Here is a 24,523-nt window from a genome sequence, read left to right as displayed (position 1 = left end):
CATGGCGACGAGTTCGGCGCGGCCGGATGATCTGGACGCCTTCGTCCGGGGCAGCCGCGCGGCCGACGACGAGCTGCGGGGGCGGCTCGGCCGGTTGCGCGCGGCCTACGGCGAGTTCCAGGACGGCAATCGGTGGGGCCACCTCGACGCGACGTCGCTGATCAGCGCTTTCGGGCAATATCTCGATCTGAACGAGGCCGACGCTCGCTGGGTCGCGCAGATCGCGCAGGCTTTCCGGGCGGCCGGCGGCGACGGCGATCTCGCGAATCTGCCGGATGCGGCGATCGCCGCGTCGCTGCGCGCCGCCGGCTTGGGTGGTGGTCGGGCTGCGGTGACTTTCGACGATCCCATTGCGTACGGATTTCCGCCCACCAGCGGTTTCGCGGATGACCCGGTTAACACCGCCACTGGCAATTTTCTCGTGGCGGTGACCGATTCTCATCAGTGGCGCCGGGTTTATAACAGCCGGTCGTCGGCGGTCGGGGCGTTCGGGCTGGGGTGGTCGTCGTGGGCTGATTGCCGGTTGATCGCTGACGCCGAAGGTGCGGCTTATGCGGGTCCGGATGGTCAGCGGGCGGTGTTTCCTCGTCAGGGCGCCGGCTATGGCCGGGTCGTCGGAGTGGGCGCCGAGGTGGTGCCGGTCGGTGATGGCCTGGAGTTGCGCTGGTTCGACGGCCGGGTGTGGGTGTTCGACGGTTCGGGGCGGGTGACGCGGGCGGACAGGGTGACGTTCGGTTATGCCGACGGGCGGTTGATCAGTCTTACGCGGCGTGGTGGGCGGGCGGTCACGGTCGGGTGGTCGGGGGATCGGATCACGGCGGTCGGTGACGTCTCCTATGACTACGCGAACGGTGTTCTGGTCGAGGCGAACGGCGATCGGTACGAGCATGACGACCGCGGCCGGGTGACGGCTGTCGTCGACGGTGACGGGGTTGCCGAGACGCGCAACGGCTACGACGACGACGGCCGGGTGGTCGAGCAGGTGTCGCGGTTCGGGCGGCGGACCCGGTATGCGTATCTGCCGGGCCGGGTCACCGTGGTCGGCGCCGACGTGTCCAACGTCTATGTCCACGACCATCACGGGCGGCTGTTGTCGGTGACGGACGGTCATGGGGCGCGGCTGAGTCGTACCTATGACGAGTGGGGGAATCCGGTCACGGTCACCGATCGTAAGGGTGCGGTGACGACGTTGCGGTGGGATGACCGGGGTCGTCTGCTGCGGCGGGCGGAGCCGGGTGGTGGGGTCTTCGAGTACCGCTACGACGACGAGGGCCGGGTCGTCGAGGTCGTGGCCGGCGAGGTCGCTGTCCGATACCGATACTCGGGCGAGGACAGGACGCCTAGCGAGATCGTCGATGGTGAGGGTGGGGTCACGCGGTTTGTCGTACGCGATGGGCTTGTTTCTGAAGTGACCGATCCTGATGGGGTTCGGTTGTCGTTCGGGTTCGATGATGCCGGTGATTTGGTCTCGGTCACGGATGCGCTCGGCAACACCGCTCGTCTGCGGCGTGATGGTGAGGGCAGGCTGGTCGGGACGGTCATGCCGCTGGGGCGGGAGACCTTCTTCCGGTACGACGATCGCGGCCGACTCGTTGAGCGGGTGGATCCGGGCGGTGGTGTGTGGCGGTATGGCTACTCGCCCGGCGGCCGGATCGTGTCCGTTACCGATCCGACCGGCGCGCGCCGCGAGACCGCCTACGGGACCCACGGCGGGGCCGAGACGATCACCGATCCGCTCGGCAACGTCACCGGCCTGAGCTGGGACGATCTCGGCAACCTGGCGCGGATGACCGCTTCGGACGGCGCCAAGTGGGACTTCGCCTACGACGCGCTGAACCGGCTCACCGCGACGACGGATCCGGCCGGCGCCACCTGGCTGCGCGAATACGACCCGGAGGGCAACGTCGTCGCCGCGATCGACCCGGTCGGCACCCGGCACAGCGCCACCGTCGACGACAACGGGCGGATCACCGGGCTCGGCGACGGGCTGACCGGCAGCGCCTTCGAATACGACACGCTCGGCCGCACCGTCGCCCACCTGCGGCCGGACGGCACCGCGGCGCGCGCCGGATACGACCGCTGCGGCCGGCGCACGCTGATCGAGAACCCGGAGGGCGGGCAGACCCGCGTCGAGTACACCCCGGCCGGCCGGCTCCACCGGCTGATCTCCCCGGGCGGGCGCGTCACGGTCTTCGAGCACGACGCGGCCGGCCGGGTCAGCGCCCGCGTCGACGGCGCCGGGCGCCGCACCGAGTTCGCCTACGACGCCGACGGCGCGATGATCGCTTCCGGTCCGGTGCGCCTGCGGTACGACGAGGCCGGCCGTCTCACCGACCGTGACGGCGTCCGCTACACCTACGACGCCGCCGGCCGCGTCGTCGCGATCACCGATCAGGAGGGCGGCACCCGCCGCCTGCACCGCGATCCGGCCGGCCGGGTCGTCGCCGCCACCGACCCTCTGGGCCACCGAACGACCTACGAGCACGACTCCCGGGGCCGGGTCGTCCGGGTCACCGACCCGCTCGGCGGGTCGTCCGCCTACCGTCACGACGAGGCCGGCCGCGTCGTAGCGGTGACCGATCCGCTCGGTCGCCGCACGACGTTCGCCTACGACCAGGCCGGCCGGATGACCCGCCGCACCGACGGCGCGGGCCGGACGGTGACCTGGTCCTACGACACCTCGGGCCGGGTCACCACGATCGAGGCCGCCGACGGCTCCCGGATCACCTTCCGCCGCGACGTGCTGGGCCGCCCGGTGGCCGTCCGCGAGGGCGACCTGGAAGTGAACCTCACCTGGGACCGCAACGGCCGCCTCCTCGAACGCCGCCGCAGCCCCGTGCCGGCGAGCCCACCCCCTTCTGCTGACGCCACCCCGACGGTCGACGCCGGCCCGCCTGCTGACGCCCGGTCGTCTGCTGACTCCCGCTCGTCTGCTGACTCCCGCCCGCCGGTCGACGCCCGCCCGCCGGTCGACGCGCGCGCACCGGCCCACGACCGCCTGCCCACCTTGGATGGCTCGCCCGGCCGCGACGGCGGTCTCTCGACGGTCCGCACCTACGGACCGGACGGCGAGCGCACCTCGCTCACCCTGCCGGACGGCTCGACGACCACCTACCGCTACGACCGCGGCGGGCTTTTGACCGATATGACAGGCCCGCTGACCGGTCACCTCGCTGTCACAAGGGACGCCCTGGGACGAATCACCGCGATCGAAGGGGCGGGCCGGCGCGCGACCTGGGAGCACACGGCCGACGGCCGGCTCGCCGCCTACGTGTTCGGCGACCGGGCGGCCCGGCTCACCCGCGACGCAGCCGGGCGGATCATCGCGGACGGCGAGCACCTCTACGGGTACGACGCGGCCGGCCAGCTCGTCGCCGCCGACGGACGGACCCTCGACTACGACGCCGCGGGCCGCCTGACCCGCGACGGCGGGCAGCGGTACACCTACGACGCCGCCGGCCAGCTGACCGATTCCGGTTATGAGTACGACGGTTCGGGGCGTCGACTGCGGGACCCGCTCCGATCGTACGAATGGGATGGTTTCGGAAGGCTGAAGTCGGTCTCGGCCGGCGGCCGCACGATCAGCGTGCGTACCGACCCGCTCGGCGAACTGGCCGAGGTGGACGGCCAGGCGATCCTCTGGGACGGCCGGCCGTGTCTGATCGGGACCACGCCGATCGCCGCTCGCGGACTACCCTGGCAGGCCGGATCCGAGCAGCTCACCCCGGACTGGCAGGGAACCGTAGGCGAGGAACGCGACGAGTGGGGCGCCCCCGCCCTGACCGATCCGGGTCTCGGATTCCACGGCGAGCTCGAGTTCGCCGGCCTCACCTGGCTGCGCAACCGCGTCTACGACCCGACCTCACGAGCGTTCCTCAGCCCCGACCCGATGCCGCCCATCCCCGGAACCGCGGTAGGCGGCAACCCCTACCACTACGCCGCGAACGACCCCGTAGGCCACGCAGATCCCCTAGGCCTGAGACCGATTTCGGACAGCGAACTGGCCGCCTACCGCGACGATCTGAGCAGCGGCTTCTTCGAGGACGCCGCCGACTGGACCGCCGAGAACTGGGAGTACCTCGCAGCGGGCGCCATGGTCGTCGGCGGCGTGGCCCTGATGTTCACCGGCGTCGGAGGCCCGGCCGGCGTCGCGCTGATGGCGGCATCGGGTGGCCTGATCGCGGGTGGCGCGAGCGCGGGCATCCAGAAGTTCACGACGGGCGAGGTCGACTGGGGGCAGGTCGGCAAGGACGCCCTGGTGGGTGCCGTGACCGGAGCGGCGGGCGCGGGCACGGTGGCGGCTCTCGGCAGCAGCGCCAGGCTGGCCGCGACCAACCCGCTCGTCCGCGAGCTGGCCCTCAGCGGCGCAGAATCGCTGGTCAGCGGTGGTATCGAACGAGGCCTGACCGGAGGCGGCGTCTTCAACCCGAAGGCCGCGGCTGCCGACCTCTTCACCGCGGGAGTGGCCCCGGCGCCCGGCGCTCATCTCGGCGCGGACCTGCCGGTGCGGCTTCCGGACCCGCCGCCGCGCCCGCCCGAGGTCGGCGTGGACGCGAATCCGATCATCGGCGCGCTCGACCACGGTCAGATGCCGCGCCTCGACGCCGCCCTGGCGGGGCGTGCCCCGGTAGTCTCACCGCAGGCGGCATCCGAATACCTGGCGGGAGGGTCGCAGGAGCGTTTCGACCAGTTCCTGGAGCAACGAGGCGGCCGGATCGGCGCGGAGGCGCCCGAGTCCGAAGCGGAGGCGCTGCGAGAGCGTGCCCGGGAGATGACGGATCCGTTCGGCAACACACGGCGGCTGAAGGAGAAGGATTCACGCGTGGCGGCTTCGGTGATGCGTGACGACATTCCGCTGATAACGGCGGACAAGAGCTTCTTCGGTTTCCTGACGGACTACCCCTACCCGGTGGAGCGCTTCTGATGGCCTTCAACGTCGTGACCATCGACGAGACCTGCCCGGTGTGCGCCAACCCGATCCGGCGGCGGGTGCAGTTCAAGTACGGGGAGTTGCGGGCACACGAGTACGAACTCGGCGACGTCCTGCGGTGGGGCGTCAACGAGGAGGGCGTTCCCGCGAAGCTGGTGCTGGTCGAGGGCGTACCGGAGGAGTGCCCGGCCTGCGGCGACGATCCCGAGTGGGTCTACGAGATCGTCATCCGGGACAACGTGATCGAGTCCGCGACGCGCGGCACCACCGATCCGTTCGCCGAGGCGGACAACAACTACATCATCGTGGAGCCGTGAGCTTCATCGTCGCGGAGCCGTGAGCGGGGCGGAGGGCCGGTGGGCAGCCCGCCGGCCCCGGTGACCGGATCGGTCAGTAGCCGCCGCCGGCGGTCATGATGTTCTGGGCGATCTTCTGCAACTGGTCGCGCAATTGATCCAATTCCTGCTTGGCCTTGTCGAGCGCGGATTTGGTCTCCGGCCACGTCTGGTCGCGGAATTGCTGGGCGAGCGGACCGTCCCAGATGTCGGGGTTGGAGAGCATCTTTCCCTGCGCGTCGAGCTGGGCGATCTGGTCGGTGAGCCCGCCGTTGATGATCGCCTGGATCTGCTGGATGGACGTCTTCGCCTGGTCCGTCGAGAGTACCCGTGCCGCCATCGTGACCATTCCCCCGCATTCGTTGATCGAAATTGACGGAGCTTCTTCCGGACTGACATTGTCCGCGCAACAGGCCTATCATCGCAATCACCTGTCGGATTCGGGGGATGGCGTTGATCGATATGATGGGCGCGTAGTGGCCGTCAGTTCGGCACGCCCCGACGATCTGGACGCTTTCGTCCGTGGGAGCCGTGCGGCCGACGACGATCTCCGTGGGCAGGCGGCTCGGTTGCGCGCCGCCTACGCCGAGTTTCAGGACGGCAATCGCTGGGGTGCGCTCGACGCGACGTCGCTGATCAGCGCTTTCGGCCGCTATCTGGACCTCAACGAGATCGACGCGCAGTGGGTGGCGCAGATCGCCGAGGCGTTCCGGGCGGCCGGCGGCGACGGTTCTCTCGCCACGCTCCCGGATGCGGCGATCGCCGCGTCGCTGCGCGCCGCCGGCTTGGGTGGTGGTCGGGCTGCGGTGACTTTCGACGATCCCATTGCGTACGGATTTCCGCCCAGCAGCGGTTTCGCGGATGATCCGGTGAATACGGCGACGGGTAATTTCTTGATCGCGGTGACTGATTCTCATCAGTGGCGCCGTGTTTATAACAGCCGGTCGTCGGTGGTCGGGGCGTTCGGTGCGGGGTGGTCGTCGTGGGCTGATTGCCGGTTGATCGCTGACGTCGAAGGTGCGGCTTATGCGGGTCCGGATGGTCAGCGGGCGGTGTTTCCTCGTCAGGGTGCCGGTTATGGGCGTGTGGTGGGCGTCGCGGCCGAGGTGGTGCCGGTCGGTGATGGCCTGGAGTTGCGGTGGTTCGACGGCCGGGTGTGGGTGTTCGACGGTTCCGGGCGGGTGGCGCGGGCGGACAGGGTGACGTTCGGTTATGCCGACGGGCGATTGATCAGTCTTACGCGGCGTGGTGGGCGGGCGGTCACGGTCGGGTGGTCGGGGGATCGGATCACGGCGGTCGGTGACGTCTCCTATGACTACGCGAACGGTGTTCTGGTCGAGGCGAACGGCGATCGCTATGAATACGACGATCAGGGCCGGGTGGTCGCCGTCGTCGACGGCGATGGAGTCGCCGAGGCACGGAACAGCTATGACGCGGACGGGCGGGTGGTCGAGCAGGTCTCCCGGTTCGGAGGGCGCACGCGATACGCCTACCTGCCGGGGCGGGTCACCGTCGTGGGTGTCGGCAACGTGTATGTCCATGACGATCGTGGGCGGTTGTTGTCGGTGACGGACGGTCATGGGGCGCGGCTGAGTCGTACCTATGACGAGTGGGGGAATCCGGTCACGGTCACCGATCGCAAGGGCGCGGTGACGACGTTGCGGTGGGATGACCGGGGTCGTCTGTTGCGGCGGGCGGAGCCGGGTGGTGCGCTCTTCGAGTACCGCTACGACGACGAGGGGCGCCTGGAGGAGGTGTCGGCCGGGGACTCTGCTGTCCGATATCGATACTCGGGCGGGGATCGTGTCCCTAGCGAGATCGTCGATGGCGAGGGTGGGGTCACGCGGTTTGTCGTACGCGATGGGCTTGTTTCTGAAGTGACCGATCCTGATGGGGTTCGGTTGTCGTTCGGGTTCGATGATGCCGGTGATCTGGTCTCGGTGACCGATGCGCTCGGCAACACTGCTCGTCTGCGGCGTGATGGTGAGGGCAGGCTGGTCGGGGCGGTCACGCCGCTGGGGCGGGAGACCTTTTTCCGGTACGACGATCGCGGCCGGCTCGTTGAGCGGGTGGATCCGGGCGGTGGCGTGTGGCGGTATGGCTACTCGCCCGGCGGCCGGATCGTGTCCGTTACCGATCCGACCGGCGCGCGCCGCGAGACCGCCTATGGAGTGCACGGCGCGGTCGAGGCGACCACCGATCCGCTCGGGCATGTGACCGGTCGCCGCTACGACGACGACGGCAATCTGGTGCGGCTCGTCGCCGCTGACGGCGCCAAGTGGGACTTCGCCTACGACGCGCTGGCCCGCCTCACCGCGACGACCGATCCGGCCGGCGCCACCTGGCTGCGCGAATACGACGCCGAGGGGAATCCGATCGGCGCCGTCGACCCGGCCGGCGTACACCGCACCGTGACCGTCGACGACAACGGGCGGATCACCGGGCTCGGTGACGGCCTCACCGGCAGCGCCTTCGAATACGACACGCTCGGCCGGGCCGTCGCCCACCTACGGCCGGACGGCACCGCGGCGCTGGCCGGATACGATCAGTGCGGCCGGCGGACCACGATCACCGATCCGGTCGGCGGCGTGAAGCGGATCGAATACACGCCGGCCGGCCGCATCCGCCGCCTGATCTCGCCGGGCGGCCGCGAGACCGTTTTCGAATACGACGCGGCCGGTCGCCGCACCGCCGCGACGGACGGCGCGGGCCGCCGCACCGAGTTCGCGTACGACGCCGACGGCGCCCTGGTCGCCGCCGGATCGACGGTTTTCCGCTACGACGAGGGCGGGCGGATGATCGCCCGTGCTCGCGCTCTCCGGAATCCGCACTCAGAGGATGCGACGCCGGACGAGGGCCGGACGACGCCCGGCGCGGTCCGGGCGACGGCCGGCGAGACGCGCTTCCTCCGTGACCTGCTCGGACGCGTCGTGGCGATCACCGATCCGGCCGGTGGGACGCGCCGTTTCGAGCGCGACGCGGCCGGTCGGGTCGTGACTGCCGTCGATGCGCTCGGCGGACGGACCACCTATGCCTACCACCCGCGCGGCTGGCTCACGGCGATCACCGATCCGCTCGGCGGGACCGTCACCCGCCGTCACGACGAGCGTGGCCGGGTTGTCGCCGAGACCGATCCTCTCGGGCGGACGACCACGTTCACCTGGGATCCTTCGGGACGGCTGCGCAGCCGGACGGACGGCGCCGGACGTACCGTCACCTGGCGTCACGACGTCTCCGGCCGGGTCGTCTCGATGACCGCCGCCGACGGTTCGGCCGTGACGTTCCGGCGCGACGTGCTCGGCCGGCCGGTCGCGATCGACGACGGGCCGTATCGGCAGCGCCTCGTCTGGGACCGGGCCGGGCGGCTGATCTCCCGGGACCGGGACGGGTTGGCGCTGAGCCGCCGGTACGGGCCGGACGGCGAGCAGACCGCCCTCATCCTGCCGGACGGTTCCACGACCACGTTCGCCTACGACGGCGGCGGGCTGATGTCCGAAACGGCCCATCCGCTGACCGGTCGTCTCGCGATCAGCCGGGACGCGCTGGGCCGGATCGTCGCCGTGACCGGAACCGATGGCAGGCGCGCCACCTGGAAATATGACGCCGAGGGTCGGCTCGCCGCGTATGTGTTCGGCTCCTCGGTGACCCGCTTCGAGCGCGATGCGGGCGGCCGGATCACGCGCTCCTTCGATTCCGATGCGAGCGGCCACATTGCGAGCTCCCACGGTTCCGACGCGGGCGGCCGGACCGCGGGTTCCTTCGGCTACGACGCGGCCGGGCAGCTCGTCGCGGCGGGCGACCGGGCCCTGGAGTACGACGCCGCGGGCCGCCTCGTCCGCGACGGCGATCGAACGTTCTCCTACGACGCCGCCGGCCAGCCCGCCGGGTTCTCCCACGACGGGTCGGGGCGTAGGCTGCGTGACCGGCTTCGATCGTACGAATGGGATGGTTTCGGTCGTCTCCAAGCGGTCGTCGTGGAAGGCCGCCGCATCCCGGTGCGCGTGGATATAACGGGCGAACTGGCCGAAGTCGAGGGGCAGGCGGTGCTGTGGGACCGCGCCCCGTGCTGGCTGGGCGGCAAGCCGATCGTGGGGCCCGGCGTGCCCTGGCAACTGGGCGAGACCGAATTGGATCCCGACTGGCAGGGAACACCCTCATCGGTACGGGACGAGTGGGGCGCGCCGGGGCTCGTGGCGCCGGGCATCGGCTTCCGCGGCGAGCTGGAGTTCGCCGGCCTCACCTGGCTGCGCCACCGCGTCTACGATCCGTCCACGCGCGGATTCCTGAGCCCCGACCTGCTGCCCGCCGTGCCCGGCACCGCCTGGTCGGCGAACCCCTACCACTACGCCGGCAACGACCCGGTCAACCACGCCGACCCCCTGGGCCTGCGACCGATTTCGGACAGCGAGCTGGCCGCCTACCGCGACGGCCTGGGCAGCGGCTTCTTCGAGGACGCCGCCGACTGGACCGCCGACAACTGGGAGTATCTGGCAGCGGGCGCCATGGTCGCGGGCGGCGTGGCCCTGATGTTCACCGGCGTGGGCGGCCCGGCCGGGATCGCGCTGATGGCGGCATCCGGTGGCTTGATCGCGGGCGGTGCGAGCGCGGGCATTCAGAAGTTCACGACAGGTGACGTCGACTGGAGCCGGGTGGGCCGCGACGCCCTCATCGGCGCGGCGGCGGGCGGCGTCGGCGCGGGCACGGTGGCGGCGCTCAGCAGTTCCACCCGGCTGGCAGCCACCAATCCGCTCACCCGCGAACTGATCATCAACGGCGCCGAGAACGTCGTCACCGGCGGCCTGGACCGGGGCCTCACCGGCGGCGACATCTTCAACCCGAGGGCCCTGACATCCGACCTCCTCGCCGGCGGCGTGCTCCGCGCTCCGGGCGCCCGAGTAGGAGCAAGCCCTCCGGTCGACGACGGACTCGTGGAGGTGTGGCGATTCCATACCGCTGCCGATCCGGAGAGCCTGAGATCCAACCTGTCCAGGGAATCCCCGGTGGTCCAGTCGGTCATGGAACGGAAGCTCGACGAGGACCCGGCCTTCTTCCGCGGGATGATCGAGAATCATGCGAGAGGAATCAAGGAGAACAGCCCCTTCGTCAGCGTGACCCTCGACCCGGCCGCCGCCGCGAAGACGACCGACTTCGACCTTCGAGGGATCATCCATGGCGACGACTACGGATCCCCGCGCCGGGCACCCGATCTGAGCCGGTTCCTGGTGCCGGCGGACCGCCTGCACAAGCCCGACTTCGACCTATCCCACCATGAGGGCGAACGACTGTTCTACAAAGATGATCTCGCAGACTTCCTTCAGGAGACGAAGCCGAATCCCTATGGGAATCCCCCGATCGGAGGGCCATGATCGAGCGTTCGGAGTTCGACGACGTGCTGGTCACGGTCAGTCATCCGTGGGCCGACATCGAGATGCCACTGGCGGAATGGGCTCAGCGCGGTCCGAGCCCCGAGCGTCCGCTGATGCGGATCATCTCCGCCAAGCGGAAGTCCACCGGGGAGCCCATCCCTCGTGAGGAACTTCCGCAGGAGTACCTCAACACCCTCCGCACCCGGCGGTTGCAGAGGGAAGGGCTGCTACCTGCGCCGTGGGGGATGCCGGAGGAAGACAGGCCGTTGCCGAATCTGGACGGCTTGCCGCCCGAGATCCAGGAGAAACTCATCCGGGACTGGGAAGGCTGAGCTAGGCCGACTGCAAGCTCGTCAGCAGCTCGAACGCCGGCCCGTCCACCGACCTCTGGGTGTCCGAGAGGGCCACCACGCCGACTCTTCTCTGCGGGTCGAAGGCGGCGAACGAGACAAAGCCGCCGGTTCCGCCGTTGTGGAAGAACTGCTGGTGGCCGCCCTGTTTCGGGTGGAGGCGGCGGGACATCCAGCCCAGGTGGGCGGTCAGGAACGGGTTGACGCGGTGCTCGATGCTCAGGGCCAGGTCGACTGCGGGCGCCAGCTCACTGGTGGGACGCCAGTGGGCCTGCACGAACGACGCCATGTCGGCGGCCGTGGAGCGCAGGCCTCCGGCGCCGGCGAGGGCGGCGAGGTTCCACGGCGCCGCGGGACGGCCGTTCCTCTTGTGGCCCGGGGTAGCCACGCCCGCGGTCGACGTACACAACAAGCCCGGGATCTCGCGCCTGACCAGGTCGTCGTAGGGGAGCCCGGCGCGATGGGCGAGCGCGAGACCGAGCAGGCCGGCGCCGAAGTTCGAATAGTGGAAGCGGCGGCCCGGGGCGCTGCGCAGGCGGGCACGGCCCAGTGCGGCGAGCAGGTAACGCTCGGTGCAGTGGGCGTACGGATCGGGTTGGAAGGGGTTGAGGAGGGCGCCGCGCAGCATGCCCGGTGGCAGGCGGGGGAGGCCGGAGGTGTGCGTGGCCAGGTGCCGCAGGGTGATCGAAGGCGGACAGGAGGTGCCGGCCGGAAGGAGGTCGCGCAGCGGCTCGTCGAGGGCGGCCCGGCCGGTGAGAGCGAGGCGGGCCAGGGCGAGCGCGGTGAAGACCTTGGTGATCGAGCCGATCTCGAAGCGGGTGGTGGCGCCGAGGCCGGCCGTGCCGCGGACGGTGACGTCGTCGCCGGTGATGGTCGCGACCACGACGCCGTGCCGGTTCGCGGCGAGCCGGGAGACCGTCTGATCGAGATCGGGCATGGCCTCGATGATGGTCCGGCCGTGCAAGCGCGCGTTCGGACGAATGGGTGGTAACGGTGGAACCGGGGTGCCACGATGGCGTTGGCGGCAAAGGAGGCGTCATGACCACGATCGGCACACGTGCGCCGGAAGCAGTCCTGACCGGCCCGGTGGCGTGGCAGCGCACCGGCGTGATCGGGACCGAACTGGTCGTTCCCGGTCCCGATCATGTGAGCGGGACGGTCGTGGTCGCCGGTCGCGAGCCCTACGCGCTCGACTGGCGGGCCGGCCTCGACGACGACGCGGGAGTGGTGGACCTCGTGGTCGGATGCAAGGGCGCCGGCTGGACCCGTACCCTCGAGATGCGCCGCACCGGCGGCAGTTGGGTGACCCATCCCGATCTCGACGCGGAAGCGTCGGTGCTGGTCGACGGCTCGCCGATCTTTCTGAGCTGGGCGATGCGCGGGCTCGGGACCGAACCCGTGCGGAGGCCGGTGATCCGGGTCGCGGTGCCCTCGCTGGAGATCTCCACGACGATGGTCACCTTCCACCGGATCAGCGAGAGCCGGCTGCGCGTGACGGGCGGCGGGCCGGCCGTGACCTATGAGCTGGATCGGTCAGGGATGGTGAGCGCGCGCGCCGGGCAATTCCGCCGCGCCCTGTGAACGACGGTGCGGACACCGGACGCCTAGGATGGCCGGGTGCCCCGCGTCTCCGATGCCCACCTCGCCGCCCGCCGCCGGCAGATCGTCGACGCGGCCGTGCGCTGCTTCCTCCGCAAGGGCTTCCACCAGTCGTCGATGCAGGACGTGATCAAGGAGGCGGACCTCTCGGTCGGCGCCTTCTACCGCTACTTCAAGAGCAAGAACGAGCTGATCACGGCGATCGCCGGCGAGAAGATCGGCGAGGTCACGTCGGTGCTCGACGACGTGCTGGCCGCCGATCCGATGCCGCCGGTCACGGAGATCATCGACCGGGTCCTGGAGCTCGTGGACCACTCGATCGATCATGACGGGCCGGTGCGGATCGCCGTGCAGGTCTGGGGCGAGGCGGTGCACGATCCGGAGGTGGCGGCGATCGTGTCCGGCATCTACGGCCGGGTCCGCTCCCGGGCGATCGGGATCGCGGAGCGGGCGCAGGCCGGTGGGCAGCTGAGCGCGGACGCCGATCCGGTCGGGGTCGGGGTGGCCCTTTTCGGACTCATCCAGGGCTACATCCTGCAGCGGATCCTGGTCGGGAACGTTGATCGTCAGCAGTATGTCAGCGGGGTTCGGGCGCTGGTGCTGCCAGCTTCCTGATCGCCGCCGTCAAGCCCGGCTCATCCAGATCGGTTTCGGTCGTCAGCGCCAGCAGGATGATCCCGTCGATCAGCGCGCCGATGTCCCTGCCCGCCGCCGCGCCGACATGGGGTTCGAGGATCGCCGGCAGGCCGCGCATCCACACGTCGGCGAGCGGTCGCAGCGCCGCATCCCGGGCCGCTGCCAGGCACAATTCGTACTCGAGCCGCACCTGGCGGCGATCGGCGAGATACTCCTTGCACAGCCGGGTGAGCGCCACCGCCATGTCCGGCGCGTCCCGGAGACGCTCCTCCCACTGATTCAAATCGGACTGGAGCGTGGCGACCGCGTGGTGGAGACCGGCGGCGATCAGATCGTCCAATGTCGGGAAATAGTAGGTTGTAGCGCCCAGCGGGAGGCCGGCCTTGGCCGCGACGGCGCGATGCGTGGTCCGCCCGACACCCGCCTCGGCGATCACTTCCATGGTGGCGGCGGCGAGCGCGGCCTTGCGCGCCTCCGGATCCCGCGTGCGGCGGCCGGTCAATGCGCCGTCCCGTTGACGTTCAGCATCACGACTCCGGCAATGATCAGCGAAATTCCGGCCACTTTAACCGTGGTGACCGGTTCGCCGAGGAACACCGCGCCGATCGCCACGATCGCCGCCGTGCCGACCCCCGACCAGATCGCGTAGGCGACGCCGACCGGGATGCCCTTGACCGCCTGTGCGAGCAGCACGAATGACGCTCCGTAGGCGGTCAGGCACGCCAGGGTGGGCCACAGGCGCGTGAAGCCCTCGGTCGCCTTCATGAGGCTCGTGCCGATGAGTTCTGCGGAGATCGCCACGAACAGGAACACGTAGGCCATGGTGGCGCCCTCTCTTGTACTTCTGTACTTGTACGATCGTACAAAAGCGGGGGAGGGTCAAGCCAGGCGTTTCGCTTCCAGCTCCTTCTTGGGTACGGCCGGAGCACCGTGGCTCCGGGCCGGCTTTGATGGGGGACTTTTCGGGCAATCGGCTCCGGTGGTCGTGATCGCGTTTCTTCAGGGGGTCGTGATCGCGTTTCTTCAGGTGGTCGTGATCCCGAGGTAGGTCAGTGGACCCGGGTCGGGCACCGGCAGCTCGACGAAGCCGAGGCGGTCGTAGAACGCTCTCGCCTTGACGTTTTCGGTCACCATGCCGACGTGGACGCCGGGTGCCGGCACCGCGGACAGGAACCGCGCGACGAGTTGCCGGCCGTAGCCCCGGCGCTGGTAGGGCGGCAGCAGATCGATGTGCAGGTGGGCGGGGTAGCCGTCGAGTCCCGGCACGAGCATCCGCTCCGGGTTGTGGTGGAGCGCGTGCATGTCCTGCTCCGCCGTCCGCGGTGGCGCCGGCGGAACCGGGTACCTGTCGCCGACCCGGGGGATCCACTCGGCCCGGTATCGCTGAACGAAACCGGTCGTGTCCGCAGTCCCGACGACGTAGCCGACAGCCTCGCCCTCGTCGTCGACGACGAACGCCAGTTCCGGTTCGAGATGCGCGTACGGCGCCGCGAAGAGATCGCCCATCAGGTCGTCGGTCGAGTACAGCCCGCGAGCATCACCTCCCGCCGCCGCCGTGCGGACGCAGATGTCATAGAGAGCGGGCAGGTCACTGCCCCGATAGGCGCGGATCTCAGGCACGGCCGCACCCTATTTCGTGGAACCGCTTCCACCGCAACGCTCATCTCGCACTTCCCGAGTCTCCTTCGCCTGCTTCACCGCTTCCGCTTCTGCTCGCGCCTCCGCCTCCGCTTACGCCTCCGCCTCCGCTCGCGCCTCCGCCTCCGCTTACGTCGAGGCGCCCTTCGTCCTTAGCGACCCATCTCGTCGCCATGTCCTGATGGGCACTCGTCGTCCCGTGCCGGATGCACTCGACGCCCTGCCTCCGATGTACCTTGGCGGTTTTCCTAGCCTCCTAGGACGCCGGCCAGGACGTTCGCCATGCCACTCCACGCGCACGAGAGCCGGGATTTCCCAGCCGCTCGGGCGTTCGAGTTCGCCGGCAGTCAGCGGTCGGCCATCCACCGACCGTCATCTTCCGCTGAGCTCGACCTTTCGATACGCGCCTCCTAAGCTGCCGCCGCCGGTCCACCGCACGAACCGCGGAACACCGGATGGCTGGGGAACAGGCGGCCCGCGGACGGCTCACCCAGGGCGGCCCGGACGGCTGACACCGCGATCAGCTCGACCGGGTGGGTGGCGGTCGACAGGCCCGGATGCACCGCCTCGGCCAGGGGACTGTCGTCGAAACCGGTCACCGCCACGTCGTCGGGCACGCGGATGCCTGCCGCCGACAGCGCCTGCAGGACGCCGACCGCCGTGGCGTCGCTGACTGTCGCTATCGCGTCGGTGCCGGGCCAGCGGCGGAGGATTTCGCGGGCCGCCGCGCGGCCACGGGCGATGGTGAAGTCGCCGTGCACGATGCGGGTGGGCGAACCCGTCTCGCGCACGAGATTGGCATAGGCGGCCAGCGGCGCCCGCGAAGCCGCCAGCCAGCGCGGGCCGGCGATCAGGGCGATCTGGCGGCGGCCCGTCCGGTGCAGGTGGTGGAGCAGGGCGCCGATCCCGGCAGCGCTGTCGACGTCGCTGCCGCCGGCGCCGATCGTTGCCGTCCGGGAGCGCAGGGCCGCGGGCAAGCGGTCGATCAGCGCACGGTCGTGGCCGGCCAGGACCAGGGCGGCGACGCTGCGGTCGGCTGCCAGGCGGTCGAGCTCGGCGGCCGCGTGGAGGGGAAGACGGAGGAGCGCGGTGCCCAGGCCCTCGGCCTCGGTGGTGGCTGCCATCGCGGCGGCCGCCCTGGTGACGAACGGGTCGCGCAGGATGTCGGGCCGCTCGTCGCGGACCGCGAAGACGATCCGGGTGCCGGACCGGTGGGCGAGCCGGCGGGCGACCGGGTGGGGCACGTAACCCAGCTCGGCCGCGGCCCGGCGGACGGCGTCGCGGCTGGCGGGGGAGGAGGGGCCCCGGCCGGAGAGCACGCGCGAGGCCGTCGCGGTGGAGACGCCGGCGCGGCGGGCCACGTCGATGAGGCCGGGGTTCGCTGTCATGCCTTGCATCATGCCTCCGGCGTACGACAGTTTTTCGCCGCCCCGTTTTTGTCGGGGGGCCGGTCTACTGTGCGGGGCATGACGACATTGACCGATCGACCGAACACCGCACTGCTGATCATCGACGTGCAGAAAGGAGTGGTCGCCGGCGCCCCGCGGCGCGACGAGGTGATCGCGAATATCAATACGCTGCTGGAGAAGGCCCGCGTCGAGGACGTGCCGGTGATCTGGGTGCAGCATTCCGACAGCGACGGGCTGGCGCAGGGCAGCGAAGACTGGGAATACGTTCCCGAGCTCCAGCGCAACGACGCCGAGCCGCTCGTTCACAAGAACTATGGCGACTCGTTCGAGGCCACCGAGCTGGAGGAGCTGCTGGCCGCGCGCAAGGTCGGCCGCCTCGTCGTCACCGGCGCGCAGAGTGACGCGTGCATCCGGTCGACGATCCACGGCGGCTTCGTCCGGGGCTACGACGTCACCCTGGTCTCCGACGCGCACACGACGGAAGACCTGTCGAAGTGGGGTGCGCCCGCACCGGAGCAGGTCATCGCGCACACCAACCTCTACTGGCAGTGGCAGAGCGCGCCGGGCCGCACCGGCGGGACGGAGGAGACGGCGAAGGTCACGTTCGGCGGATGATCACAGGTTCCTAAGCTGGACCTATGAGCACCGACAACCTGTGGCTGCAGAAGATCGCCGAAGACCCGGGACACTCGCAGTGGTACATCGATCGCTTCCGGGCTATGGCGGCCCGCGGCGACGATCTCGGCGGCGAGGCTCGCATGATCGACGCCATGGGGCCCCGGGGCGCCCGGATCCTCGACGCCGGGTGCGGGACGGGACGCGTGGGCGGGCGGCTCGCGCTGAACGGGCACGACGTCGTCGGTGTCGACCTCGATCCGGCGCTGATCGAGGAGGCGAAACGGGACTATCCGGGTGCGCGCTGGCAGGTGGGCGACCTGTCGGAGCTGGCGCTGGGGGAGAGCTTCGACGTGGTGGTGTGCCCCGGGAACGTGATGACGTTCGCGGGCCCGAGCAGTCGCGGGACGATCCTGCGGCGGTTCCGGGAGCACCTCGCGGACGGCGGCCGCGTGGTCGTCGGTTTCGGTGCGGGACGGGGGTATGAGTTCGACGAGTTCCTCAAGGACGCGGAGAGCGCAGGCCTCGATCAGGACCTGCTGCTGAGCACCTGGGACCTGCGGCCGTTCGTGCCGGGCGCCGACTTCCTGGTCGCGATCCTCCGGGCGGGCGCGGCGGCCTGACCGCGCGGTCGGTGTCCGCTTCGCCGGTGACGGCGTCGGCGGTGTCAGGCTGCGATCTCGCGGTCTGGTCGGTGGGCCGGCCAGGCTGGGGCTGAGTGCGCACGAGACCGACAGCCGAGCGGCGGTGCGGGGTGAGGCTCGGGCGGGCTGGGGCTCGTGTGGGCTTCGGCTCGGGCGGGCTCGGGCGGGCTGAGGCTCGGGCGGGCTTCGGCTCGGGCGGGCGGGCTTCGGCTCGGGCGGGCGGGCTTCGGCTCGGGCGGGCGGGCTTCGGCTCCGGCGGGCTTGGGCGGGCTCAGGCTCCGGCGGGCTGAGGCTTGGGCGGGTTTGGGCGGGCGAGCGGGACCTTGCAAGCCGCAGCAATGCTCGGCCCTTCGGGCAAGAGTCTGGCCGGTGGGCCGCAGGGAACCGTCGGAACCCTGCTAGCCCCGGCCGGGCTGGTGAGACCCGGCCGGGGCTGATCGAATCCGGCCGGGTTGGTGAGACCCGGCCGGGGCGGTGGGCTAGGTGAGCAGGCGGAAGAGGGTGAGCCACTGTTCGGGCCAGATGGTGCCCACGGGTAGGTCCTGGTTCAGGCGGCAGGCGCGGAACGCCGCTGACGTCCGGCGCTGGCCGTAATGGCGCGTGAGAGTGGCGAACAGGGAGCCGCCCACGCCGGTGAAGCCTCGCTCCACCAGGGTCTGATAGCCGGGCCGGCGCTCCGGTGGGATCAGCGGGGTCGGGCGGCGGTCCAAGACCAGGACGCCGCCGTCTACGCGCGGGACCGGGCGGAAGGCGGATGCGGGTACTCGGGCGGCGAGGCTCCAGGTGAAGTCGGGCCAGGTCAGGATCGTGAGGCGGCTCCAGCGGCCGTAGTCGCCGGTGCGTTTGCGGGCGTACTCCCACTGCGTCAGCAGGGTCGCCCGGCGGAGAGCGGCCGCGTTCAGGCACCAGGTGATCACCGGTGAGGTGAGACCGTACGGGATGTTGCCCGCCACCGCGAAGGTCTCCTCCGGCGGCATGGCCGCCAGGAAATCGTCGGTGCGCACGCTGAGGCGTGCATGGTGCGGCAGGGTGGCGGCCAGGGCCGGATCGATTTCGTACGCGGCTACGCGCGCGCGGCGGCGCAACAGCTCGGTGGTGAGACGGCCACGGCCGGCGCCCACCTCGTAGACGAGCATGCCCGGATCGGCGACGGCGATGTCGGCGATCAGGCGGGCGGCCGAGGAATCGGCCAGGAAGTTCTGTCCGTACGCGCGGCGGGCACGGGCGTGCTCACGCCGGAAAGAAGAGTGTGGCGCCATGGCTTCGTCCTGTCTGCCGCTGGGATGCGGCGACTGCGGACAGGCGTCATCGAGGCCCGTCCGAATCGGAAGAGGACTCCGGGCCCTGGCTGATCAGCGGATGATCGGTCGGCGTCAGGCCAGGGCGGGACGCCCGGCGCGCAGACGGATCGCGTGCAGCGGTCCCCGCGCGGGCGTCAGCGCCACGGCGAGGAGAGCGTGCGTCGTGTTCATGGCCGGAACCGTAGTCCCGCCCGCCGCGAAGGGCACCCGATTTTCGGCAGTCCGAGCAGCAGACAGAGAAGCAGACAGAGAAGCAGACAGAGAAGCAGCCCGCACGAGGACGGGCGGCGGAGACGGAGGCAGGGAGGCAGGGAGACGGGACGAAGGCAGAGAGGCGGGGACGGGCGGCAGGGACGAAGGCGGAGAGGCGGGGACAGGAAGGCGGGGGCGGAAACAGCCCGGCCGGAGGGGGTTCCGGCCGGGCTGAGGGTGGGGCGGGTCTGTTCAGATCAGCCAGCGGTTCCGCTGGACCAGGGGCAGCTTCGCCCACAGGCGACCCAGGCCCCAGGTGTGGCCGGCGTACGTGAGGGCCAGGACGGCCGCCGCCAGCGCGTAGATCACGTGGTAGTCGACGATCGGGTTGCTCGAGCCGGCGGCGAGGGGCCACTCGGCGACCCACATGAAGGCCATCATCAGGCCGGTGGCGACGGCGCCGACGCGGAGGCCGATACCGGCGATGAGGGCGACGCCGATGCCGAGCAGGCCGAGCATGAAGAGCCAGTCGACGACCGGGTTGCCGGCCATGCCGTGGAAGGCGTCGACGAACGGGCCGGTCTCGAGCGAGCCGAGGAAGCCCTTGGCCGGCGAGCCGCCGTTGATCCAGGCACGGGCGGAGGGGGTGGCGTAGCCGAAGCCGAACGTCTTGTCCAGGAACGCCCAGAGGAAGACGAACCCGGTGGCGATCCGGAGCACGGCCAGTGCACGAGCGGCGGTGTGGGTCAACATGGAGCCCGGCGCCTCGACGCTCTCGAGGTGGGCGACGTTCTCGCGGCCGATGGTGGCCATCTGGTCCTCCCTAAGACGTTGTCCTCACCTCTGACTATTCGCCCGCGGGCGGCCGCGCACCGGTGCCGGAGGGACCCGGTTCCCGGGACCAAAGTCCCGTCACGCATCGACGGTCATGGAGCGGTCGTCGACGTTGCCCGGGTGATCTCGCGCCATCTGAATCGGGTCGGATGGCTGACAGAACGTCAATAGCCTGGTCACGCGGTGTTCGACGACGAAACTTCACCCGCTCGTCTCGTGATCAGCCGTAGTTGTGGCGAAGATGTCACCCAGGGGGTGGTTGTGATGATGGTTCTCTTCGTGGCTGTGGTGGGCTTGATCCTCGCAGCGGTGCTCGCCCTCTGGCCGCTCTCCAAAGGCCCGGCGCCCGAGAAGCCACGCTGGGACGGCGCGGATAAGCCACGCTGGGACGGCTCGGATGAGCCACGCTGGAACGGCTCCGAAAAACCGCGGTGGACCGGCCCGGAGACGCCGCGGTGGTCACCGCAGGAGCCGGACGGCGAACGGCCGCGCCGCTTCCGCGGTTCCGCCCGGGTGAACCCCGGCAGCCAGGGGCACGCCGAGCCGGGCGCCGCACCGACCACCCTGGAGGGAATCCTCACCGGCCAGCTGCTGAGCGGCGAGATCTCGCAGCGGCAATACCTGCGAGCGCTGGAGAGCCTGGCGGCCCGGGACGAGGAGCGCCACCCGCTGACGCTGCGCTGGGACGACCGGCCGGGAGCCTGGTCATAGAGATCACCCTTGCAAGTCGATCATCGGCGGGTAGAAACAGGTGACGACTTCAAGGAGGGCCGATGGCGGAGATCGTGCTGGTCCGGCACGGGCAGACCGAGTGGAGCGCGAACGGGCGCCACACCTCGTACACGGATCTGGAATTGACCGCGGAGGGTGAGCGGCAGGCGCAAGCCCTCGCCGCACGCCTGGCCGGCCGCACCTTCGCCGCGGTGCTGGCGAGCCCGCGCCGGCGGGCGTTGCGGACCGCCGAGCTCGCCGGGCTCACCGTGACCGAGGTGACCGAGGACCTCGCCGAATGGAACTACGGCGAGTACGAGGGGATCACCACGAAGCAGATCCACGAGACCCGGCCGGACTGGTCGCTCTGGACCCACGGCGGGCCGGGCGGCGAATCCCCGGAGCAGGTCGGCGCCCGGCTGGACCGGGTGCTGGCCAAGGCGCGCGCCGTCGGCCAGGACGTGGCACTGGTGGCGCACGGGCACGCCCTGCGGGTCGCGGGCGCCCGCTGGGTCGGGCTTCCGGCGAGCGCCGGCGGGCTGCTGAAGCTGGACACCGGGACGCTCTGCACGCTGGGCTACGAGCACGGCGTCGACCCGGTCATCGCCAGTTGGAACGCCTGACATCCAACGCACAGGTACGGCACATGGTGGCCCACAGGCACGGGGCGAATCGTGGACTCACACGAGGGACCCAATGAGGGGATGACCACCATGCTCACGCAGCTCAACCCAGACTCCGCGCCGGCACCGGCGCCGCACCCGGTCGTCGCCGTGCTCGGGCAGCGGAGCCGGGTGGCGAGCCTTCCGCAGCACCTTCCGCAGGGCTGGTCGATGCGCCACGCGACCGGCCTCGAGGACGTCCGGCCGGGTGAGATGGTGGTGCTCAGCGGCGCCACCGTGCACGACGTCCAGGTGGCGCGGCACGTGCTGCCGGCGGAGACCCGGATCGTCGCGCTGATCGACGACTGGGCCGCGGTGGAGCTGGTCTCCGGGGTGCTCACGGCCGGGGCCGACGTGTGCGTGCGCGGCGGCCACCCGGCGATCCTGGCCGGCCACCTGGTCGCGGTCCGGAGGCGGCAGCTGGCCGAGCGCTGGGACAGCATCGAAGCATCACTGTGAGGGCGGGACTCACGAACCCGCGTTGAGCATCCGGGCCATCTCCGTCCGCGACCTCACCCCCAGCCGGGCGAAGACGTTGCGCAGGTGGTGGTCCACGGTCCGCGGGCTCAGGTGCAGCTCCTGCGCCACCTCCCGGTTGGTGGCGCCGCCGGCCACGAGCACCGCGATCCGCTCCTGCTGCGCGGTCAGCTCCAGGCCGTCCAGGGCCGGGCCGGGCCTGTCGACGCGTTCGCCGGCGGCCCGCAGTTCGCGCGTGCTCTGCGCCGCCCACGGCTCGGCGTCCATGACCCGGAACGTCTCGGCGGCCCGCCGCAGGTGGGTGCGCGCCTCGACGTGGCGCCGGCGGCGGCGCAGGAAACGGCCGTAGAGCAGCTCGGTGTGCGCGCGGGGGAAACCGGCCTCCCCGGTGTGCCGCAGCGCCTCGCCGAAGCAGGCCGCGGCCTCCTCGGCGTCGGCGGCCCGCAGCGCCCGGCACCGGTCCCGCAGCGCCAGCCAGGCGGGCTGCCCGGTGCGGCCGGCCCAGCGGTCGAAACCGGCGGCGATCGATTCCACACCCAGGAAGAACGCCGAGGCGTCGCGGGAGTGCGGCGCGGTCTCGAGGACGGACGGGGAGGACGCCTCCAACAGGTGCGGGACGACGGCCACCTGCAGCATCGCCGACCCGTACCCCGGCGGCGCGGTCACCACCCGGGCGAGCCGCTCGGCGGCGGGCAGGGCGCGGCCGTCGACGAGGTCGAGCAGGGCCAGGGACCATTCGCAGAGCGCGCGGGACGGTCCGGATCCGGCCGCCGCGATCCGGGCCAGGGCGGTCTCCCGGTCGCCGACCAGCGCGGCGAGCACGGCCAGGATGGCGGTGTGCACGGCGGCCAGGATCGGCTGGCCGGTGGCCCGGGCCAGGGCGGCGCCGTCGAGGGCGGCGACGGTCGCGGCCGCGTACTCGCCGGTGGCCAGCCCGGCGGTGGCGGCCATCTCCAGCGCCTGCGGCACCAGGACGGCCGCGCCCTGCTCGCGGGCGAGCACGGCGGAGCGCCCGGCGATGGCGGCGGCCCGCCGGGAGTCGCCGACCAGCACCCCGGCCGTGGCGGCCTGCAGGAGACGGCGTGGCTCGGTGACCCGGTCGGCCAGGTCGACGGCCCGGCGGAACCGGGCGAACGCCGCGGGCTCGTCGCCGTCGGCCATCCCCGCGAGCCCGGCGACGTGGTGGTACGCGAGGGTCACCGCCGGCGGCTCGTCGCCCCGCTGACGGGTGAGGATCCGGTGCGCGAGACCGGCGTACCGGCCCTGCTCACCGGGCCGGGCCGCGGCCTCGCCGGCCAGCGCCAGCGCGTCCAGGGCGGTGCCGGTGTCCGAGTCGGCGAGCTCGGTGGCGACGTCGAGCAGCAGTTCGCGGGCGCCGGGCCGGCCGTCCGGCAGCCACATCTCGGCGGTCAGGCCGCGGGCGCGCACCCGGGCGTTCCCGGCGGTGGCCGGGATCCGGCGCAGCAGCAGCCCGGCGTCGTGCGGGCGGCCGGCCAGCCACGCCGAGGTCGCCGCGTCGACGAGCACCGCGCCGCGGCCGGCCGGGTCCGGGCAGAGGTCGGCGGCGCAGCGGCGGACCACGGCGGCGGCGACCGGTTCGGCGGTGCGGGCCACCTCGATCAGCTCCTGCGCGAGCGCGGCGTCGGTCCCGGTGGCCGCGGCGGCGCGATGCAGCAGCGACGCCGGCCTCTCGCCGCGGGCGGCGAGGACCTCCGCGAGCGCGAGGTGGGCGGTCCTCCGCCGGCTTCGGGGCATTTCCGTGTACGCGGCGCCGCGCACGAGCGGCGACACGAAGCGGACCTCGTCCCCCTCGACGGCGACCAGCCCCGCGCGTTCGGCGGGAGCGAGCGCTTCCAGCCCTCCCTCCGGCTCGGGAGAGGAGGCGGCCAGGACGTCGGGGAGGGAGGCCGCGGGCGGGGCCGCCGCCAGCAGGAGCAGGCCACGGGTGGCCGTGGGGAGGGCGTCGAGCTCGGCCCGGAAGCGGCGGCGCAGCGGACTCGACGGCGGCAGGCACGCCGGGAGCGGGGCGTAGCCGCGGCGCTGTTCCGGGGTGAGCGAGCCGGCCAGGTCGATGAGGGCCGCCGGATTGCCGCCGACCAGGTCGATGACCGCTTCCGACACTTCGCGGGCCAGGTCGGGGGCATGTCCGGCCAGCACGGCACGGGCCTCCTCCGCCGACAGCGGCTGCAATCGATGCACCGGCAGCCCGCCGGCATGGCAGCCGGAGGGCATGGTGGCGAGGAGTGCCAGGCCGTCCACGCGGCGGGCGGCGAACAGGACCGCCTGCCAGGAGGGCTCGTCGAACAGGTGGCAGTCGTCGATCACGCAGATCACCGGGCGGGCGGAGCCGGCGGCGCGCGCTCCCGCCGTACCCAGCAGGGTCTGCAGGGAAAGACCGAGCGCAAGCCGCTCCACCTGCGGCGACGCACCACTCAGGCCGCGCATGAGCGCGGCACGCTGCGCGGGCTCGAGCTGGGTGATCAGGTCGCGCACGGGGGTGATGAGGCGTTGCAGGCCCGCGTACGGGAGACCGGATTCGTCCATGTGGCCCGGGGCGGAGAGGACCGTCCAGGACGGCAGCGCGGCACCCACCGCGCGGGTGAGGGTGGTGCGTCCCGCGCCGGGCGGGCCGGTCACGACCAGCGCGCCGCTCCGGCCCTGCTCGGCCTCGGCGAGGAGGCGGCGGACCGGCGCCGGAAGTTTCTGCACTGACGGTGCATCAAACATGCGGCGAGTGTTCCGCGCCGGGGCCGTCGGCGAAAGGGGCGTTTCGGTTGATGAAATTTCCGGGAGATTGCGAACCGATGACAACGCCGGTGATTTC

At 71.4% G+C, this 24,523-nt stretch carries 20 protein-coding genes; 11 read left to right on the top strand and 9 right to left on the bottom strand.

All coding sequences use genetic code 11. The annotated features are described in order from the left end of the window. Nucleotide 1 precedes the first annotated feature (1 nt). Together AB0G10_RS38390 and AB0G10_RS38385 are read left to right on the top strand one after the other, a co-directional pair. Nucleotides 2-4,924 carry a DUF6531 domain-containing protein gene (locus AB0G10_RS38390; protein ID WP_360933685.1) on the top strand — a complete coding sequence of 1,641 codons (4,923 nt, stop codon included), beginning with the start codon at nucleotides 2-4 and terminating at the stop codon, nucleotides 4,922-4,924. After that, nucleotides 4,924-5,247, top strand: a complete 324-nt coding sequence (locus AB0G10_RS38385; RefSeq protein ID WP_360933682.1) for a hypothetical protein — start codon at nucleotides 4,924-4,926, stop codon at nucleotides 5,245-5,247. Before AB0G10_RS38390 ends, AB0G10_RS38385 begins: the two co-directional genes overlap by 1 nt. A gap of 73 nt (nucleotides 5,248-5,320) precedes the next feature. Here the strand turns inward: AB0G10_RS38385 and AB0G10_RS38380 are convergent, their stop codons facing one another. Beyond that, nucleotides 5,321-5,605 carry a pyrophosphorylase gene (locus AB0G10_RS38380; protein WP_360933679.1) on the bottom strand — a complete coding sequence of 95 codons (285 nt, stop codon included), beginning with the start codon at nucleotides 5,603-5,605 and terminating at the stop codon, nucleotides 5,321-5,323. 136 nt (nucleotides 5,606-5,741) lie between these two features. On the opposite strand from AB0G10_RS38380, the gene AB0G10_RS38375 reads away from it, so the two are divergent. Both AB0G10_RS38375 and AB0G10_RS38370 read left to right on the top strand, forming a co-directional pair. Beyond that, nucleotides 5,742-10,631 (top strand): DUF6531 domain-containing protein, encoded by a 4,890-nt coding sequence (locus AB0G10_RS38375; protein WP_360933677.1) that lies wholly within the window; start codon nucleotides 5,742-5,744, stop codon nucleotides 10,629-10,631. Beyond that, nucleotides 10,628-10,963, top strand: coding sequence for a hypothetical protein (locus AB0G10_RS38370; protein WP_360933674.1), 336 nt, complete (start codon nucleotides 10,628-10,630; stop codon nucleotides 10,961-10,963). The genes AB0G10_RS38375 and AB0G10_RS38370 overlap by 4 nt, the downstream gene beginning before the upstream one ends. 1 nt (nucleotide 10,964) lies before the next feature. On the opposite strand, the gene AB0G10_RS38365 is transcribed toward AB0G10_RS38370, so the two are convergent. Next, complete coding sequence (locus AB0G10_RS38365; protein WP_360933672.1) at nucleotides 10,965-11,918, bottom strand: serine hydrolase domain-containing protein; 954 nt, start codon at nucleotides 11,916-11,918, stop codon at nucleotides 10,965-10,967. Nucleotides 11,919-12,019: 101 nt separating this feature from the next. Between AB0G10_RS38365 and AB0G10_RS38360 the strand changes: the two genes are divergently transcribed. Further along, the gene (locus AB0G10_RS38360) at nucleotides 12,020-12,562 is read left to right on the top strand and encodes a putative glycolipid-binding domain-containing protein (RefSeq protein WP_360933669.1); all 543 of its coding nucleotides are present in this window, start codon (nucleotides 12,020-12,022) and stop codon (nucleotides 12,560-12,562) included. Between the two features lie 36 nt (nucleotides 12,563-12,598). After that, complete coding sequence (locus tag AB0G10_RS38355) at nucleotides 12,599-13,195, top strand: TetR/AcrR family transcriptional regulator (RefSeq protein ID WP_360933667.1); 597 nt, start codon at nucleotides 12,599-12,601, stop codon at nucleotides 13,193-13,195. Here AB0G10_RS38355 and AB0G10_RS38350 read toward each other — a convergent pair. The 4 genes from AB0G10_RS38350 to AB0G10_RS38335 form a co-directional block, all read right to left on the bottom strand. Beyond that, nucleotides 13,158-13,718, bottom strand: a complete 561-nt coding sequence (locus AB0G10_RS38350) for a TetR family transcriptional regulator (RefSeq protein WP_360933664.1) — start codon at nucleotides 13,716-13,718, stop codon at nucleotides 13,158-13,160. The genes AB0G10_RS38355 and AB0G10_RS38350 overlap by 38 nt on opposite strands. Next, entirely contained in the window at nucleotides 13,715-14,038 is a 324-nt protein-coding gene (locus tag AB0G10_RS38345) for a multidrug efflux SMR transporter (RefSeq protein ID WP_360933661.1), read from the bottom strand. Before AB0G10_RS38345 ends, AB0G10_RS38350 begins: the two co-directional genes overlap by 4 nt. Before the next feature lie 201 nt (nucleotides 14,039-14,239). Then, a complete protein-coding gene (locus tag AB0G10_RS38340; RefSeq protein WP_360933658.1) occupies nucleotides 14,240-14,836 on the bottom strand; it encodes a GNAT family N-acetyltransferase in 597 nt (198 codons plus the stop codon). 428 nt (nucleotides 14,837-15,264) lie between these two features. Further along, the gene (locus AB0G10_RS38335) at nucleotides 15,265-16,242 is read right to left on the bottom strand and encodes a LacI family DNA-binding transcriptional regulator (protein ID WP_360933655.1); all 978 of its coding nucleotides are present in this window, start codon (nucleotides 16,240-16,242) and stop codon (nucleotides 15,265-15,267) included. A 78-nt stretch (nucleotides 16,243-16,320) separates the two neighbouring features. Between AB0G10_RS38335 and AB0G10_RS38330 the strand changes: the two genes are divergently transcribed. Together AB0G10_RS38330 and AB0G10_RS38325 are read left to right on the top strand one after the other, a co-directional pair. Next, complete coding sequence (locus AB0G10_RS38330; RefSeq protein ID WP_360933652.1) at nucleotides 16,321-16,878, top strand: cysteine hydrolase family protein; 558 nt, start codon at nucleotides 16,321-16,323, stop codon at nucleotides 16,876-16,878. 23 nt (nucleotides 16,879-16,901) lie between these two features. After that, nucleotides 16,902-17,501 (top strand): class I SAM-dependent methyltransferase, encoded by a 600-nt coding sequence (locus tag AB0G10_RS38325; RefSeq protein WP_360933649.1) that lies wholly within the window; start codon nucleotides 16,902-16,904, stop codon nucleotides 17,499-17,501. 500 nt (nucleotides 17,502-18,001) lie between these two features. On the opposite strand, the gene erm is transcribed toward AB0G10_RS38325, so the two are convergent. After that, on the bottom strand, nucleotides 18,002-18,781 hold the full coding sequence (gene erm, locus AB0G10_RS38320) for a 23S ribosomal RNA methyltransferase Erm (protein ID WP_360933647.1): 780 nt from the start codon (nucleotides 18,779-18,781) through the stop codon (nucleotides 18,002-18,004). Between the two features lie 486 nt (nucleotides 18,782-19,267). Beyond that, nucleotides 19,268-19,828 carry a hypothetical protein gene (locus AB0G10_RS38315; protein ID WP_360933644.1) on the bottom strand — a complete coding sequence of 187 codons (561 nt, stop codon included), beginning with the start codon at nucleotides 19,826-19,828 and terminating at the stop codon, nucleotides 19,268-19,270. Nucleotides 19,829-20,113: 285 nt separating this feature from the next. On the opposite strand from AB0G10_RS38315, the gene AB0G10_RS38310 reads away from it, so the two are divergent. The 3 genes from AB0G10_RS38310 to AB0G10_RS38300 all read left to right on the top strand — a co-directional run bounded on the left by AB0G10_RS38310 (nucleotide 20,114) and on the right by AB0G10_RS38300 (nucleotide 21,681). Beyond that, nucleotides 20,114-20,560, top strand: coding sequence for a hypothetical protein (locus tag AB0G10_RS38310; RefSeq protein WP_360933641.1), 447 nt, complete (start codon nucleotides 20,114-20,116; stop codon nucleotides 20,558-20,560). 62 nt (nucleotides 20,561-20,622) lie between these two features. Continuing rightward, nucleotides 20,623-21,183, top strand: a complete 561-nt coding sequence (locus tag AB0G10_RS38305; protein ID WP_360933638.1) for a histidine phosphatase family protein — start codon at nucleotides 20,623-20,625, stop codon at nucleotides 21,181-21,183. An 81-nt stretch (nucleotides 21,184-21,264) separates the two neighbouring features. After that, nucleotides 21,265-21,681 carry a hypothetical protein gene (locus tag AB0G10_RS38300; protein ID WP_360933635.1) on the top strand — a complete coding sequence of 139 codons (417 nt, stop codon included), beginning with the start codon at nucleotides 21,265-21,267 and terminating at the stop codon, nucleotides 21,679-21,681. Between the two features lie 9 nt (nucleotides 21,682-21,690). On the opposite strand, the gene AB0G10_RS38295 is transcribed toward AB0G10_RS38300, so the two are convergent. Further along, nucleotides 21,691-24,408, bottom strand: coding sequence for an AAA family ATPase (locus AB0G10_RS38295; protein WP_360933632.1), 2,718 nt, complete (start codon nucleotides 24,406-24,408; stop codon nucleotides 21,691-21,693). Nucleotides 24,409-24,523: the final 115 nt, after the last annotated feature.

It is taken from the genome of Actinoplanes sp. NPDC023714 (genome assembly GCF_040639855.1).
Classification (GTDB): Bacteria; Actinomycetota; Actinomycetes; order Mycobacteriales; family Micromonosporaceae; genus Actinoplanes.
Note: the sequence above shows the minus strand (reverse complement) of the source record. Positions and strands in the feature narration are given on the sequence as shown.